This is a genomic window from Mycobacterium sp. 236(2023) (assembly GCF_029623955.1).
Classification (GTDB): Bacteria; Actinomycetota; Actinomycetes; order Mycobacteriales; family Mycobacteriaceae; genus Mycobacterium.
In genome coordinates, this window is the sequence record NZ_JARSBP010000003.1 from 369,233 (window position 1) to 383,977 (window position 14,745).

The following is a 14,745-nucleotide window of genomic DNA, read 5'->3' on the forward strand; positions in this document are numbered from 1 at the left end:
CAACGATGCGTTTGCAATCAGCCGCGTCTGGTTAAACCGTCTGCGTGAAATTCGCCGGGGCCTTGGATGCTGCCCTCGATCGCTCGGTGGTGCTGGGCTACACAAAACTCGGCTCGCGGATTCGCAGGGTGTGGTGGCCGTCCGATCCGTCACCGTCGTCGCTCGCAGGCAAGCGGGTCGTGGTCACCGGTGCCACCGCAGGCATCGGGACAGCCATTGCGCAGTCCTTCGCCGGGCTGGGTGCCACGGTCCATCTGCTCGGACGTGACGAGATCAAGGTTCGGCGTTGTGCCGGCGAGATTCGACGGGCGGTGTCCGGGGCACAGGTCATCGACGAGATCTGCGATGTCTCCGACCTCGACGCCGTTCGCGCCTGGACCGACGATCTGGGTAGTCGGATCGACGCGCTGCACGGTGTCGTGCACAACGCCGGGGTGATGCCGAAGGAGCGTTCGGAAACCAAGCAGGGGCACGAGATTCAGCTCGCCACCCACGTGCTGGGGCCGCACCTGATGACCGAGAATCTCCTCGCGTTGTTGCGCAATGCCGGCGACTCCGCCGTGGTGTTCATGTCGTCCGGCGGAATGTACAGCGCACCGCTGAAGCGTTGGAGCGCAGACGAATTGGAGTCGCGCGACGGTGATTACAGCGGTATCAGGGTCTACGCCCGCACCAAGAGAATGCAGGTCGTGCTTGCCGACGCGTGGGCCCAGCGACTCACGGGCGGCGGAGTGCACGTCTACTCCACTCACCCGGGTTGGGTCGAAACCCCCGGAGTCGCCGATGCGTTGCCCGGATTCCGTCGGCTCACCGGACCGCTGCTGCGCGACGCTGCGGACGGGGCCGACACCGCCGTGTGGCTGGTGGCTGCCCGTCCCGAATCGTCGCAAGGAAACTTCTGGCACGACAGGGCGCAGCGGCCGACGACGTTCGGCTGGCAACGGCACGAGGACCCACAGGCGGTGTCCGCGTTCCTCGACGAGATCTCCGATATCACGGGAACAGCACGGAATTGGGTCGGATTGTCCCGTTGATACTGCACATCTCGACTGGCGGGTCGATGATGAGTGATCCGAACGAACCAGTGAGGAGGGCGTGATGTCAGAAACCGCGGCCAGTCCGGGCAGCGTCGAAAAGCAGCCAGAGCTCAAGCGGGTGATGGGCCCCGGCCTCCTGCTGTTGTTCGTCGTCGGCGACATCCTAGGTACCGGTGTCTACGCCCTCGTCGGCGACGTCGCCGCCGAAGTGGGTGGCGCGGCGTGGCTTCCGTTCCTCGTCGCGTTCGTCGTCGCGACCATCACCGCCTTCAGCTACCTGGAGCTGGTCACCAAGTATCCACAGGCCGCAGGTGCTGCGTTGTACGCACACAAGGCCTTTGGTATCCACTTCGTCACGTTCCTCGTCGCCTTCATCGTGATGTGCTCTGGAATCACCTCCGCCTCAACAGCTTCGAGGGCATTTGCGGCCAACTTCTTCACCGGCGTGGGCGTCGAGGACGCACCCAAGGCCGGAGTGCTGCTGCTGGCGCTGGTGTTCATGGCGGCCCTGGCGGCGATCAACTTCCGTGGCGTCGGGGAGAGCGTCAAGCTCAACGTCGTCTTGACCATCGTCGAGATCACCGGCCTCGTCATCGTGATCCTCGTCGGCCTGTGGGCCTTCACCGGTGGCGGTGATGTCGACTTCAGCCGAGTGGTCGCGTTCGAGACCGCGGAGGACAAGAACACCTTCCTTGCCGTCACAGCGGCGACATCGCTGGCGTTCTTCGCCATGGTCGGCTTCGAGGACTCGGTGAACATGGCCGAGGAGACCAAAGACCCGGTCAAGACGTTCCCCAAGATCCTGCTGACCGGTCTCTCCATCGCAGGCATCGTCTACATCCTCGTGTCCATCGTGGCCGTCGCCCTCGTTCCGGTCGGTGACCTCGAAGCCAGCGACACCCCGCTCGTCGAGGTCGTCAAGGCCGGTGCTCCCGGCCTGCCCATCGACGACATCCTGCCCTTCATGACGATGTTCGCCGTGTCGAACACAGCGCTGATCAACATGCTGATGGCCAGCCGACTGATCTACGGCATGGCCAAGCAGCACGTGCTCCCGCCGGTGCTGGGGACGGTGCACCCGACCCGGCGTTCACCGTGGGTCGCCATCGTCTTCACCACGCTGCTCGCGTTCGGACTCATCACATACGTATCGACGGCGGCCAGCAGCAACGCCATCTCCATCCTCGGCGGCACCACAAGCCTGTTGCTGCTGACGGTGTTCGCGGTCGTCAACGTCGCCGTGCTGGTGCTGCGCCGGGACGTGCGGGAGACGGGCGGACACTTCAAGACACCGACCGCGCTGCCGGTGATCGGCTTCGTGACATCGCTTTACCTCGTTCTGCCGTTCTCCGGCAGGCCCGCTCAGCAGTACATCGTGGCAGGGGCGCTGGTCGTCATCGGCATCGTGCTGTTCTTCGTCACGCAGATGATCAACAAACAGCTCGGCATCAAGGACGGCCACATCACCGATCCGACGCACCTGGGATCGTCACCCGACTAGAGCTTCTCTCTTAATGTTGTTGGTGTCCAAACGTTGTGCAGTCCTGCGTACCCTCGCCAAGCGGGTCGACATGTCACCAGTCACAGGTGACATGTCGCTGTAGTATCGTGCCTCGGGTGAGCCTTCGATACGCCACGCTGGGGTTGCTGGCCCAGAATCCGGGCAGCGGTTACGACCTCCTGCAACGGTTTGCGCTGTCAATGGCAAATGTGTGGCCCGCCACCCAGAGTCAGCTGTACGGAGAGTTGAGCCGGTTGTCTGATGCCGCGCTGATCGAGGCCAGCGACGCGGGGCCGCGAGGCCGCAAGGAGTACCGAATTACGGAGGCAGGGCGGGCCGAACTGGCGCGCTGGGTCACAGATCCCTCGGGCGACCCGCCGCTTCGTCGGCCTGACCTGCTACGGGTCTTTCTGCTCGGTCAGCTTCCTCCCGCCGCGGCACGCGACTACGCGATGGGTTTCGCCGAAAACGCTGCGTCGGAACTTCAACGACTGCAAGGCCTGCGCGATTCGCTGCAATGGGATGCCGACGATCCAGACTTCTACGGCCGGGCCGCGCTCGAATTCGGATTACGAGATGCAGCGATGGCGGAGGAGTGGGCGCGTTGGCTCATCGCCCAAATCGATGAGCGCGCGAAGGTTTCGGTGCCTGCCTCGTCAGAGCACGGTCACCGGCAGGGCCAACCTTCGAGAGCGACTGCAATCGATTGACAGCTGCGCGTACACCATTGAGACCAAGCTTTCGCCGCCGTTCGAATTCCTAGCTGGTCGAGGTCAGGCTTCTCGGCCAGTCAGATCCGCCGAAATCCTATGTCGGACAATGTCGCGGAACTGCTGTACAAGTTCGCGAAGTCACAGAGTCCGTCGGGTCAGATCGATCTGGTGTCTCACGACATCGGCAACTGGAACACCTTTCCGATGGTCGCCAAGCATCAATCAGACTTCAAACACACCGGCGCGTCGCGATGCACGTCAGGATCGTAGGCGCCTGGCGCCGAGACGCCGACCGGGTTTCCGCGGGCCGTGCACGGGTCCCGTCCACGAAGGCCGAACCCCTGTACACACTCGCAACGGCTTGCGCTGCGCGCAATCCTGCGTTGCCCAACAATCACTTTCCGGAACCACGCGCCATGTCTAGCCTGATGTGGGTAACCCGCGATGGGCATCGCCGTCGCCGATGGGGCATCGCTGGAATGCCTGAATGTCCGTGTGTTGGGTGACCTGCGCGGGCCGTTGCGATCGCCGCAGTACGCCGGGCGGCTGAAATGACTGTGCAGCAGGGTGATCGACGAGATGTCGATCGTCCGTGAGGTCTTGTGTGTTCCGTCGCTGCGCCGACGTCGTTTGTGGCGCTGGCGGTGACACGGTGGGTAGATAAAGGAGTAGGAGATGCGGATTGACTTCGGTGGACGCCGGGTGTTGGTGACGGGCTCGACGAGCGGGATCGGCCTCGCCGCGGCGCGTGGCTTCCTGGCAGCGGGGGCGGAGGCGATCGTCAACGGACGCAGCGAGCAGTCAGTAGACAAGGCGATCGACGAGCTGGGCGAGTCCCAACGGGTGGAGGGGTTTGTCGGCGACCTCGCCGAGGGCGCGGCCTGCGAAGCGTTGGCCGCCCAGCACCCCGCTGTCGACGTCTTGGTCAACAACGTCGGGGTGTTCGGACCCCAAGACTTCTTCGACGTTGCCGATGCCGAGTGGGATCGCTTCTTCCAGACAAACGTGATGTCTGGCGTGCGGCTGGCACGATCCTACGTCCCGGGGATGGTCGAACGAGGTTGGGGCCGTGTCATTTTCGTGTCATCGGAATCGGCGCTCAACATTCCGTCCGACATGATCCACTACGGCTTCACCAAGACCGCTCAGCTGTCGATCTCGCGTGGACTGGCGAAGCGTCTAGCGGGAACGGGTGTCACGGTCAACGCCGTCCTGCCCGGCCCCACCCTGTCCGAGGGTGTCAAGGCAATGTTCGCTGATGATGTCGAGCGCACCGGACGCAATGTCGATGACATCGTGGCGGACTTCGTCGCCGAGAACCGAAGTTCGTCGATCCTCCGTCGTCCCGCGACGGTGGAGGAGGTGGCGAACATGATCGTCTACGTCGCCTCCGAACAGGCATCGGCGACCACCGGTGCAGCGCTACGCGTCGACGGCGGTGTCGTCGACACCATTGCATAGAAGCCAACTGCCACAACCATTCTGAGGATGAAAATGTCTGACTCGATCCTTGCCGCGATCAAAGAGCGTCGCACCGTAACCCACTTCCGCAGCGACCACGAAATGTCCGACGGCGACATCCGCGAGTTGGTGGAACTGGCGACCCGTGCCCCGTCGTCGTTCAATCTGCAGAACTGGCGGTTCATCGCCGTGCGAAGTCCCGAGGCGAAGGCGCGGCTGCGTCCGATCGCCTGGGACCAGGAAAAAATCACCGCCGCGGCGGTGACGTTCATCGTCGTGGGTGTGCTCGCCGACCATGAGACGATGCCGGCCCGTCTCACCCCTGCCGTGCAGTACGGCATCATGAGCGCGCAGATCGCCGAAGGGTGGCAGGGCGCGGCCAAGAGGTTGTACTTCGAGCAGCAGTGGCGTGCCCGAGACGAAGCAGTGCGATCGGCGACGTTCGCAGCCGGGTTCCTCATCCTCGCCGCACATGCGAAGGGTCTTGGCGCGGGTCCCATGATTGGCTTCGATGACGAACCCGTGAGTAGAGAGTTCGGGTTGGCGGTCAACGAGATACCAGTGCTGCTGCTGTCGGTCGGGTTGCCTGCCGACGGCAACTGGCCACAAAAGCCGCGGCGCCCCGTCGCAGAGATTACCGAGCTGGTCTGAAAAACGATGCAAAGGGATAGGACTCGACGGTGACGGTTCGTCATCTCAACCACGACCAGCTTCCCTCGGTGCCGATCCTCAGCCACGCTGTCGTCGTCGAGGGTGCTGGTCTGGTGTACCTGTCCGGCCAAATCGCCTGGGACACTGAAGGGCAACTCGTCGGGGCGGGCGACTACGCCGCGCAGGCGGCAAAAATCTCGCACAACATCGACATCGCCTTGGCGGCGGCGGAAACGCACCGCCGCCACGTCGTTCGGGAGACGATCTATATCGTCGATTGCACCCCGGAAAGCGTCGAAGCCGTCGCCGGTGCGCTGCGGGGAGATGCAACGTGGCCGCCGCCGGCGCAGACCATCGTCGGTGTGGCAGCACTGGCTATCCCCGGCTTCCTGGTCGAGGTCGACATCATTGCGTCGCGACACTAACTGGGCAGCCGCAGCGCCGATGAACATCCCGCTCACATGTTGGGGCCCTCGTCGACGAACCAGTTGTCGTGGCTGAGAAGAAACGCGCGGCGCTGCTCGTCGCTGAGATCACCGATCTGCCCAAGTTCTTCGAAGTAGCGTTCCCGCGGGCCACCGGGGGAGAAGATCATCAACATCGAGGCCGGCTCACCGGAACGGTTCTCGAAGGCGTGCAAGCCACCCGGGGGAATATGCAAGAAGTCCTGGGGGCCGGCGTCGGTCCATTTCTCGCCGTCGTAGAGCGCCATGGATCCGCTCAACACCAAGATGTCTTCCTGAAATGTTCGGTGGAAGTGGTTGCCGGTGCCACCTCTGCCGGCGCCGAAGTCACACCGAAACAAGCCGTACGCCCCGCCGGTGTCGCGGCCGGTGACAAAGTGTGTCAACGATGTCATGGGGTTCACTGAGTCCGGCGGCTGGCTGGCGGCACGGAACTTGTAGTCGATCCGACCCTCATCGCCAAAGTACTTGTAGGCGCCGTACTCCGACGACACATCCGATGAGATGAACGACATCTTTTTCTCCGATCTCTACGCTTACGAACTGCCTTATGCTGCCACGCTATTGACGACGAGCAGGCCGCGCCAATGCCGTTTAGGCAACTCAGGCGTGCGCGCGGCGCAATCGGGCAACGACCTCCGCTTCCCTGCCTGAACGGCCCCGCCGCGACCGCTGGCCCACGAGCGCGCACCCCACTCAGTGCGGGCCGCACGATTGCACCGGACGCAACCCTGAGATGCCAACAAGGCACTGGTGCAACGCATCCGGTGGTACCTAGGGTCGAAGGCGATGGCTGAGCGAGTCCCAAACACGAGCCCGGCGCTGGGGGCGCTGACTGGACTGGGGAGACCCTTTACCGGGCCCCCTCAGGTGCCAGGTTCACCGCCGTCGACGATCTTGAGCAGCAGTACGACATCGACGCTTCGGTGCCCGATCTGGTCACCCTTCTCGGAGAGTTCGCCGCTCGCACCCAGCGGGCCCGCACGACGCTGCAAGCTTCCTTCGGACTCAAATACGGGCCCACCGTCCATGAACGTCTCGACGTCTTCCCCGGAGAGCCTGGCGGGCCGGTCGTGGTGTTCGTGCACGGAGGATACTGGCGATCGCTGGCTGCCGAAGACTTCAGCTGTGTCGCAACAGGATTGACCGCTGCCGGGGCCACCGTCGTCATCACCAACTATGCGTTGTGCCCGACCGTGACGATCGACGAGATCGTCCGCCAACATCGTGCCGCCATCGCCTGGACCTACCACCACATCGCGTCTTTCGGTGGGGACCGCCGCCGCATCGCCGTCGTCGGGCATTCTGCTGGCGGGCATGGCGCGGCGATGATGCTGCTCACCCGATGGGCGCATAACTACGCACTGCCCGCCGACGTCATCAAAGGCGTCTGCGCGATCAGCGGGTTGTTCGATCTGCGGCCGCTGGTCTACACCAGCGTGCAGACCCAGCTGCGGCTCACCGCCGACACGGTGCTCGCCAACAGCCCCCTCTTGATGCCGCCCGGCGCCGCACCGCCGCTACTGATCACCTACGGAACACTCCAAACGGACGAGTTCATCCGCCAATCGGTCGACTTCCACGCCGCCTGGGAGGGCGCCGGTTTGCCGTCTGCTGCCTGGAAACGCCGCGACCGCAATCACTACGACGAACTACTGGCACTGACCGAGCCAGGTGCTGACCTCATCGCCCCGATTCTGGCGCTAACTGAGGGACGCCTCCACATCTGACGCTCGCCTCACCCCGCTTGGTGACGTGAGCGGGGGACTTTATTCAGCGTTAAGGCAGACGGACTTGCTATTGTTTGTCGTGCAATCGGTGGACTTGAACCTGGTACGGGTGCTGGATGCCCTGCTGCAGGAGGAAAGTGTTACCGGCGCCGCGCGACGCCTCAATCTCACTGCACCCGCCGTCAGCCGCAGTTTGAATCGTCTGCGTCACCAGATCGGCGATCCCTTGCTGGTTCGGGCCGGTCGGCACCTGGTTCCCACCCCCGTGGCGCAGCGTCTCCGTGACCCCGTCCACGACGTGCTGGCAGGCGTCTATGAGGTTCTCAAGGCGGCAGGAGACCCGCCTGATGAGGAACTCGAGGCCGGATTGGTCCGCGAATTCACGGTTCGCGCCGGCCCCGACAATGCCAGTGGCTTCGGGCCCGCCCTGGTCGAGCTCATACAGCAGCGCGCACCGGGAGTGCGCATCGAGTTCAGCGGTGATTGCGACGACCCCGTGGCAGCTCTGCGTGACGGATCGGTCGATCTCGTCGTCGGCGGACCGCCGATCGATGCCGGGAACGAGACGCTCCACAGGGAAATCCTGGTCACCGATGTCGTGGTCGTGGTCGCCCGCCGCGACGGAGAATTGGCTCGGCGGTGTGGTGATCGGGCGCCAACCCTCGATGAACTGGCCGATCTGCCGCACGTGAACCGTTCGCCGCGCTCCGTGTGGCACGACGTCTTAGACAGGCAGCTCGCTGCGGCTGGGCTCACGCGGCGTGTCGTTGCCACCACCCCGGGATTCGCTGCGGCGTTCGCGCTGGTCCGGCGCAGCGACTACGTCTGCTTGGCACCACTGCGATTGACCGGCCCGATGCGGGGCGGGCTACTGGCGACCTGGCCGACTCCGGCGGTCTTGCCCGAGCTGGTCATCGAGCAGGCTTGGCATCACCGCAGCCATACTGACCCTGAATACCGGTGGTTGCGGGCCCGAGTCCGTGAGGCCGCGGCGGCCACCGCGCATGATCTCGAAGTTGGCGTTAAGCCCAGGTCGTCACAGGTTTAGCTCGTCGTCGGTGATCCACGATCCGTGGAAACCGGCGGGGACCCGCCGTGGCAGGGTCACCGTGGCCACCGGTGGGCCACCGACATCGGTGGCGTCGAGGATGAGCAGCTTCGATCCGCCACCGTCGCGGCGGCTGGCGACGCTGAGTAGCCACCCGTCATCCTCGGAGCGGTTGGGCGCCTCGCTGGCGACGAACACGGCCTCACCAGCCACCACCTCCGAGCCCAGCGGGTGTTCAGCCACCACGCCTGAGGCGGTGTCGAACTTGACGATGGCCGCAACGTCGGGCCCGCCGCCGGACACCGCGTACCGGTAGCGGGACTCCCGACCGACACGCGCATCATCGACGGTCGGAAACTCGATTCCACGCTCGTCGAGCGTGGTCTCCTCGACTATCCCTGATGAGAGGTCGAACACCCAGCGGTGCAGACGCGCCAGCCCGGAACCATGAACAGCCGCCGACCCGGCCACGTCACCGCGAGCAGGAATGCCAGTGGAGGCCAAAGGATTTCCCAAGTTCTGCCACGCCCAGGCCGCGTCGACACCGGCATAGCGGGCCGCGTCCAGCACCACTCGGCCTCTGCCATCGGTGTAGGCGTTGCCGACATGGAACACATAGGCAGGGTCGACGTCGAACCACCGAACCTGGCCGGGCGCATCAAGTGCCATGATGCCGATTCGGGCACCATAATCGTCGTCCCAATCGAAGGGCAGCGGGCTGTCCGCGACGCGCTCGGGGGAAAACGTCAGCGGCAGGTCGAGGAAGACCGCGTGCTGATCGGTGATGGCAAAATCATGCATCATGGTGGGGCCGGGCACCTCGATGGGAGCACTGGTGACCAATTCCCCTGCGGCAGAGAGCTTGTGGTAGGTGACGAACGGCGGCGTCACTCCGTATCCGAAGAAGTGCAGCTCTCCGGTGACCGGGTCGGTCTTGGGATGTGCGGTCATTGCGGTCGTCAGCCGGCCGGCGAAATCGGTGGTTCCGATCGTCTCCAACTCCGGGGTGAGCACGTGTGGAAAGCCGCTCTCGACAAGCGCCAAGATCTTGCCGCCGTGGGCGATGACGTGAGTGTTGGCCTTCTCCACGCTCAGATCCATCGATCCCTCCGGTAGGAAAGGCGACTGCCCGGCCAGCGCCTTGGTGCGCACCCAGCGGTTGCGATACCACCTCGCGCGCCCACGGTCGAGGCGGATGCCATGCACCATGCCATGGCCGTCGAACCAATGCCCCGACGGTTCGCCCGGAAGCGGATTGGGGCCGTTACGTAACAACCTGCCGGTCAGTTCCGGCGGCAATGAACCCTCCACGGCGAGATCAAAGGCATCGATCTCGTCGGGGACAGGGGCCAAATGGCCTTGAACGTGGAGCGGGATGGCGTGATCTTTGCTGTTCAGCATGCCAACCAAGTTAATAGTCCAATAGTGACATGTCAATACTGACATGTGCGATCAGCGCGACGGTGCGATCGCGGTACTGCTCTGTCACCGCAGGCCCAGGCGAGGCTGCCCGCGGCCTTGGGCACGATCGCGTGCGTCGGTTGAGTCCGACCGCTACGAATTCGGCTGCAGGCGGGCGAGTCTGGTCTCCAGCAACTTGATGCGGTGCGAATTCCCTTGCAGGTCAAGATAACGGTGGCCGAAAACCGCCAGCAGGGCATCGTCGAGCCTGCGCACGGCGCCCGCCGGATAGCGGTAGTCCATCGCGGCGTTGACGGCGTCGGTGTCGACGTCGTCGAGCACGTCGTCGACCTCGTCGATGGAGTCGATACCCAACTCGAGCAGCAGACCCGCGATCCACGCGTAATGGTCGGTGCGTGACCAGCCCGCGTCGGGGAACCGATTGCCGAGATAGGTGGCCAGCACCGCCGTCGGAATCCTTGGGTCGCTGGTGATCTCGGTGGTGCTGGTGTCGGGGGTCGAGGTGCGCAGCCGCTCCCGGACCGCGGAGAACTCCCGGTCGGCGAGCTCGAGCAGGCCGGCGGCCAGCGTGAAACGCCGGTCCAGGTCGGGAGCGTGTGCGGCGGGAATCGAACCCTTGTAACGGATTTCGTGCTCGAACTCGGCCCACGCATGCTGCAGCACGGTGCGCACCTGGATCGACGCCGGCTGCTGCACACCTTCCACCCCGACGAGCAGGTGCCTGCTGGCGTAGCCCCACCGTCCCTCACGGGCCGTCTCTTGGCCCATATCCCGATCGTCGAGCAGCTTCAACTCCTCGGTGAGTAGATTCGCGACGGTGACGACGTCTTCGCGCAGATAAGTGATGACGCGCAGACCGATGAGGTCGGTGATCTCCACGAGCGGTTCGCTGTAGAGCGGCGTTCCGTCGGGCGCGCGCCGAGCCGTCTTCGCGGCGAACGACTCGACGGTCTTGGTGCGCGCCGTGACGGACAGATAGTTGATGCCCGCATCGTCGAGAAGTCCAGTGACGAGCTCGAGGTAGTGATCGGTCGCCGTCACCAGGGCAGGGCGGCGTTCCGCGTACTCGGCGACGGCGGCCGACGGAGCCGCGGGCGGCGGCGGCGCCTTGATCGGCCGCGGCTCTTTCGCGCGCCGCCCCTCGGGTAGCGACGGCGTGACGATGTAGCCGGTCGCGAAATCCCCGTAGATCGTCACGTCCTCGGGACGGTGGTACCAGTACAGGCCGATGTAGGCGCAGATGACGGCGTCCACCGGATCCTCGTCGCGGTCCAGATGGCTCGGCTTCGTCGCCGCCTCCACGCGTTTGCGCAACTCGACCCATCCGACACTGCGGTTGGCCCGCAATCGCGGCGTCGCATCGTCGAGTCCCTCGATGAACGTCATCAACCGCAGCAGCTCACGCTGACGTTCCTCGAACGGCCCACGCTTGTATTTCAGCGTCCTGTCCAGCTCGAACAGGACGACCGTCGCCGGGTGCGGATACACCTCGATCGCGCGGCGCGGCGAACTCGACGCCGGATCCATGTCGAGGCCGAGCCGTTCGGCGATCCGCGCCGCCCGCGGGTGCTTGAACTCGGGACGCTCGCGAAACGCCGGCCGGGCACCCGCCTCGAAGCGCTGGAAGTCCCGGTTGAACCGGGTCTCCGCGGGCCGGTGCCCGGTCTCGTTCTTGACGATCAACGGTGCATCGATCGCCACCAGGCATTCGTCCTTGGTGAACGGCTCGACCGCCGCCGCGATGCTGTCGTCGTCGGTGGCGGCGCCGACGTGGAGGAGCCGGCCGTCGGAGTCGACGACCGCGACGCCCGTCTGGTTCTTCTCTCCCCACGCGAGGTCCAGCCCGACGAAATGCATGGCCTCCACTGTCCACGATTACGCTGTGTTTCCGTGAGTATCCCGAACGTGTTGGCCAATCGGTACGCCAGCGAGGACATGGTGGCGATCTGGTCACCGGAAGCGAAGATCGTCGCCGAGCGGCGGCTGTGGCTCGCGGTGCTGCGGGCCCAATCAGAGCTGGGAGTCGAGGTTCCCGACGGCGTCGTCGCCGACTACGAGCGGGTGCTGGACAACGTCGACCTCGCCTCGATCGCCGCGCGCGAACGCGTGCTGCGCCACGACGTGAAGGCGCGCATCGAGGAGTTCAATGCGCTGGCCGGCCACGAGCACGTCCACAAGGGCATGACGAGTCGTGACCTGACCGAGAACGTCGAGCAACTGCAGATCAGACGATCGCTGGAACTCGTCCACGCGCACGGCGTCGCCGTCGTCGCCCGGCTGGCCGAGCGCGCGGCGCTCTACCGCGACCTGGTGATGGCCGGCCGTTCCCACAACGTCGCCGCGCAGGCCACCACCCTCGGCAAGCGTTTCGCCTCCGCTGCCGAGGAGATGCTCGTCGCGCTGGCGCGGGTCGAGCAGCTCATCACGCGCTACCCGTTGCGCGGGATCAAAGGCCCGATGGGCACCGCGCAGGACATGCTCGACCTGTTCGACGGCGACACCGAGCGGCTGGCTTCGCTGGAGACGCGCGTCGCCCAGTTTCTCGGCTTCACCGAGGTGTTGACCAGCGTCGGTCAGGTCTATCCGCGATCTCTGGACCACGACGTCGTCTCGGCGCTGGTGCAACTCGGTGCCGGCCCGTCATCGCTGGCGCACACGATCCGGCTGATGGCGGGCCACGAACTCGTGACCGAAGGCTTCGCGCCCGGACAGGTCGGATCGTCGGCGATGCCGCACAAGATGAACACCCGGTCGTGCGAGCGCGTCAACGGCCTGCAGGTGATCCTGCGCGGCTACGGCTCGATGGCCGCCGAACTCGCCGGAGCGCAATGGAACGAGGGCGACGTGTTCTGCTCGGTGGTGCGCCGCGTCGCGCTGCCGGATGCGTTCTTCGCCCTCGACGGACAGACCGAGACGTTCCTGACCGTGCTCGACGAGTTCGGCGCGTACCCGGCGGTGATCCAGCGCGAGCTCGACCGCTACCTGCCGTTCCTGGCGACGACACGCATGCTGATCGCCGCGGTGCGCGCCGGCGTCGGACGGGAGACCGCCCACGAGGTCATCAAGGAGCACGCGGTCGCAGTCGCGCTGGCGATGCGCGAGAAGGGCGCCGAGCCGGATCTGCTGGACCGCCTGGCCGCCGACCCGCGCCTGCCGTTGGATCGCGTGGCCCTCGACTCGGCGCTCGCCGACAAGCAGGTGTTCAGCGGTGCGGCGGGCGACCAGGTCGACCGGGTGGTCGGTGCGGTCGACGAACTGGTCAGCCGCTACCCGGAAGCAGCAAAGTACACCTCGGGGTCGATTCTGTGATGATTGCAAGGAAAGGTCTGCGGGACAACGGTTTTCGACACCCGATGGCCGAGATCAACGCATCCGCATAAGCTGGATTCGGTGGACCCCTCCGGATATCCAGACTTCAGGGCATCGGACGCCGATCGCGCTGCCGTGACGCAGATTCTCGAGCACGCGGTAGGGCAGGGGATGCTGACCCTCGACGAGTACACCGAGCGGGTCGACGTCGTCATCGCCGCACGCACCCGCCGCGAACTCGACACCGTCATCGCCGACCTTCCCCACGTGCGGCGGCAACCCGCCCCCACTGCACCGGAGATCCTGAGCAGCTGGATGTCCAGCATTTCCCGCAAGGGGCCGTGGACGGTCCCGGAGCGACTCCGGGTCGTCACCCGAATGTGTTCGACCACCTTGGATTTCACGTCGGCGGCGCTGCGAAGCCCCGTCGTCCACATCGACATCGACGACTACTGCAGCTCCACTGATCTGATCCTGCCCGACGGCGCCACCGCCGACGTCAACGGTGTCACCAATGTCGGGTCGTCGACGACGATGAAGGCGACGACCACCCCGCCGTCGCGCACCCTGCACGTCGTCGTCACCGGCAAGGTGCGGTTCGGCTCGCTGACGGTGCGACACCCGTTCGGCACGGCGCTGCGGCGGCTGCTCAAATGACCGACGCGGTTGCCGAAACTGAATATGGGCAGGGAAAGTGCGAGAGAGGACCTGCGAGGATTCCGTTTCGGCGCTAGTGAGGTGAGCGTTTGAGGTTCGCCGCGCGAATTCCCGACGCCCGCAGTTCCAGTGCGGCCAGCCCGCGGATCGCGACCAGATCTTGATCGCGCCACGCGCCCACCGGATCTGCGCTGATCGCGGCGAGCTTCGGCAGCGGTCGATTGGCCAACGCCCGTAGCGCGAGCAGTTGCTCCCCAGCCACCGTCGAGGCCAGCGTCACGGCGGTCCACTTACGCCGGAAGAAGCGAATCCGGAGAAACAGCCACGGCATCATCAGCGCCAGGATCGGCGGCGCCGCGACGGCCAACGCCAGCAGCCACGCGAGCCATCCCGCCGTCACGCCCAGCGACTGTCCGGCTCCCGCGATCTCGCGGGCCGCATCACCGGCACCCCGCAGCGGTCCGGCAAGCGTATCGCCGATCAACGGAACGTCATCGGCGCTCTGTCCGGCGTTGTCGAGGTTGCCCGCGACGCCGTTCGCGCCGCTTTCCACCTGATAGCCGAACTCCGCGATCGTGGCCACCGCCGCATACACCGCGGTGCCGATCCAGATCCAGATCGCCGTCCAGGTGACCACCACGATGTCGCTGACCAGTTGCCACAGCAGCCGCGCAGGCGTCGAGGCGTACGGGATCCACCGAGATTTCATGCGATCGATCACAACATCTCGCCTCGCCCCTTGTACACGGGTG

15 protein-coding genes are annotated in these 14,745 nt (G+C 65.2%); 11 read left to right on the plus strand and 4 right to left on the minus strand.

Going from position 1 to position 14,745, the window contains the following annotated elements; genetic code table 11:
• The first annotated feature begins 44 nt into the window (after positions 1-44).
• The 7 genes from P9A17_RS12910 (at position 45) to P9A17_RS12940 (ending at position 5,788) form a co-directional block, all read left to right on the plus strand.
• On the plus strand, positions 45-1,034 hold the full coding sequence (locus P9A17_RS12910) for an SDR family NAD(P)-dependent oxidoreductase (protein WP_278039038.1): 990 nt from the start codon (positions 45-47) through the stop codon (positions 1,032-1,034).
• Positions 1,035-1,098: 64 nt separating this feature from the next.
• Complete coding sequence (locus tag P9A17_RS12915; protein ID WP_278039039.1) at positions 1,099-2,538, plus strand: APC family permease; 1,440 nt, start codon at positions 1,099-1,101, stop codon at positions 2,536-2,538.
• A 116-nt stretch (positions 2,539-2,654) separates the two neighbouring features.
• Positions 2,655-3,248 carry a PadR family transcriptional regulator gene (locus tag P9A17_RS12920; RefSeq protein WP_278039040.1) on the plus strand — a complete coding sequence of 198 codons (594 nt, stop codon included), beginning with the start codon at positions 2,655-2,657 and terminating at the stop codon, positions 3,246-3,248.
• 99 nt (positions 3,249-3,347) lie between these two features.
• On the plus strand, positions 3,348-3,521 hold the full coding sequence (locus tag P9A17_RS12925; RefSeq protein WP_278039041.1) for a hypothetical protein: 174 nt from the start codon (positions 3,348-3,350) through the stop codon (positions 3,519-3,521).
• A gap of 405 nt (positions 3,522-3,926) precedes the next feature.
• Positions 3,927-4,712 carry an SDR family oxidoreductase gene (locus P9A17_RS12930; protein WP_278039042.1) on the plus strand — a complete coding sequence of 262 codons (786 nt, stop codon included), beginning with the start codon at positions 3,927-3,929 and terminating at the stop codon, positions 4,710-4,712.
• Between the two features lie 33 nt (positions 4,713-4,745).
• Positions 4,746-5,363 carry a nitroreductase family protein gene (locus tag P9A17_RS12935; RefSeq protein WP_278039043.1) on the plus strand — a complete coding sequence of 206 codons (618 nt, stop codon included), beginning with the start codon at positions 4,746-4,748 and terminating at the stop codon, positions 5,361-5,363.
• A gap of 29 nt (positions 5,364-5,392) precedes the next feature.
• Complete coding sequence (locus P9A17_RS12940; RefSeq protein ID WP_278039044.1) at positions 5,393-5,788, plus strand: RidA family protein; 396 nt, start codon at positions 5,393-5,395, stop codon at positions 5,786-5,788.
• A 32-nt stretch (positions 5,789-5,820) separates the two neighbouring features.
• Here P9A17_RS12940 and P9A17_RS12945 read toward each other — a convergent pair whose 3' ends face one another.
• The gene (locus tag P9A17_RS12945; RefSeq protein WP_278039045.1) at positions 5,821-6,342 is read right to left on the minus strand and encodes a cupin domain-containing protein; all 522 of its coding nucleotides are present in this window, start codon (positions 6,340-6,342) and stop codon (positions 5,821-5,823) included.
• 411 nt (positions 6,343-6,753) lie between these two features.
• On the opposite strand from P9A17_RS12945, the gene P9A17_RS12950 reads away from it, so the two are divergent.
• A complete protein-coding gene (locus P9A17_RS12950; RefSeq protein ID WP_278039046.1) occupies positions 6,754-7,557 on the plus strand; it encodes an alpha/beta hydrolase in 804 nt (267 codons plus the stop codon).
• An 88-nt stretch (positions 7,558-7,645) separates the two neighbouring features.
• Positions 7,646-8,605, plus strand: coding sequence for a LysR family transcriptional regulator (locus tag P9A17_RS12955; protein ID WP_278039047.1), 960 nt, complete (start codon positions 7,646-7,648; stop codon positions 8,603-8,605).
• On the opposite strand, the gene P9A17_RS12960 is transcribed toward P9A17_RS12955, so the two are convergent.
• Both P9A17_RS12960 and relZ read right to left on the minus strand, forming a co-directional pair.
• On the minus strand, positions 8,594-10,006 hold the full coding sequence (locus tag P9A17_RS12960) for a carotenoid oxygenase family protein (RefSeq protein ID WP_278039048.1): 1,413 nt from the start codon (positions 10,004-10,006) through the stop codon (positions 8,594-8,596). The two genes, P9A17_RS12955 and P9A17_RS12960, sit on opposite strands and share 12 nt — an antisense overlap.
• A 153-nt stretch (positions 10,007-10,159) precedes the next feature.
• Complete coding sequence (gene relZ, locus P9A17_RS12965; RefSeq protein WP_278039049.1) at positions 10,160-11,884, minus strand: bifunctional ribonuclease/(p)ppGpp synthase; 1,725 nt, start codon at positions 11,882-11,884, stop codon at positions 10,160-10,162.
• Between the two features lie 33 nt (positions 11,885-11,917).
• Here relZ and purB point away from each other — a divergent pair, with 33 nt between their 5' ends.
• Positions 11,918-13,336, plus strand: coding sequence for an adenylosuccinate lyase (gene purB / locus P9A17_RS12970; protein ID WP_278039050.1), 1,419 nt, complete (start codon positions 11,918-11,920; stop codon positions 13,334-13,336).
• 81 nt (positions 13,337-13,417) lie between these two features.
• Entirely contained in the window at positions 13,418-13,993 is a 576-nt protein-coding gene (locus tag P9A17_RS12975; RefSeq protein WP_278039051.1) for a DUF1707 domain-containing protein, read from the plus strand.
• Positions 13,994-14,066: 73 nt separating this feature from the next.
• On the opposite strand, the gene P9A17_RS12980 is transcribed toward P9A17_RS12975, so the two are convergent.
• Positions 14,067-14,702 (minus strand): hypothetical protein, encoded by a 636-nt coding sequence (locus P9A17_RS12980; protein WP_278039052.1) that lies wholly within the window; start codon positions 14,700-14,702, stop codon positions 14,067-14,069.
• Between the last annotated feature and the right edge of the window lie 43 nt (positions 14,703-14,745).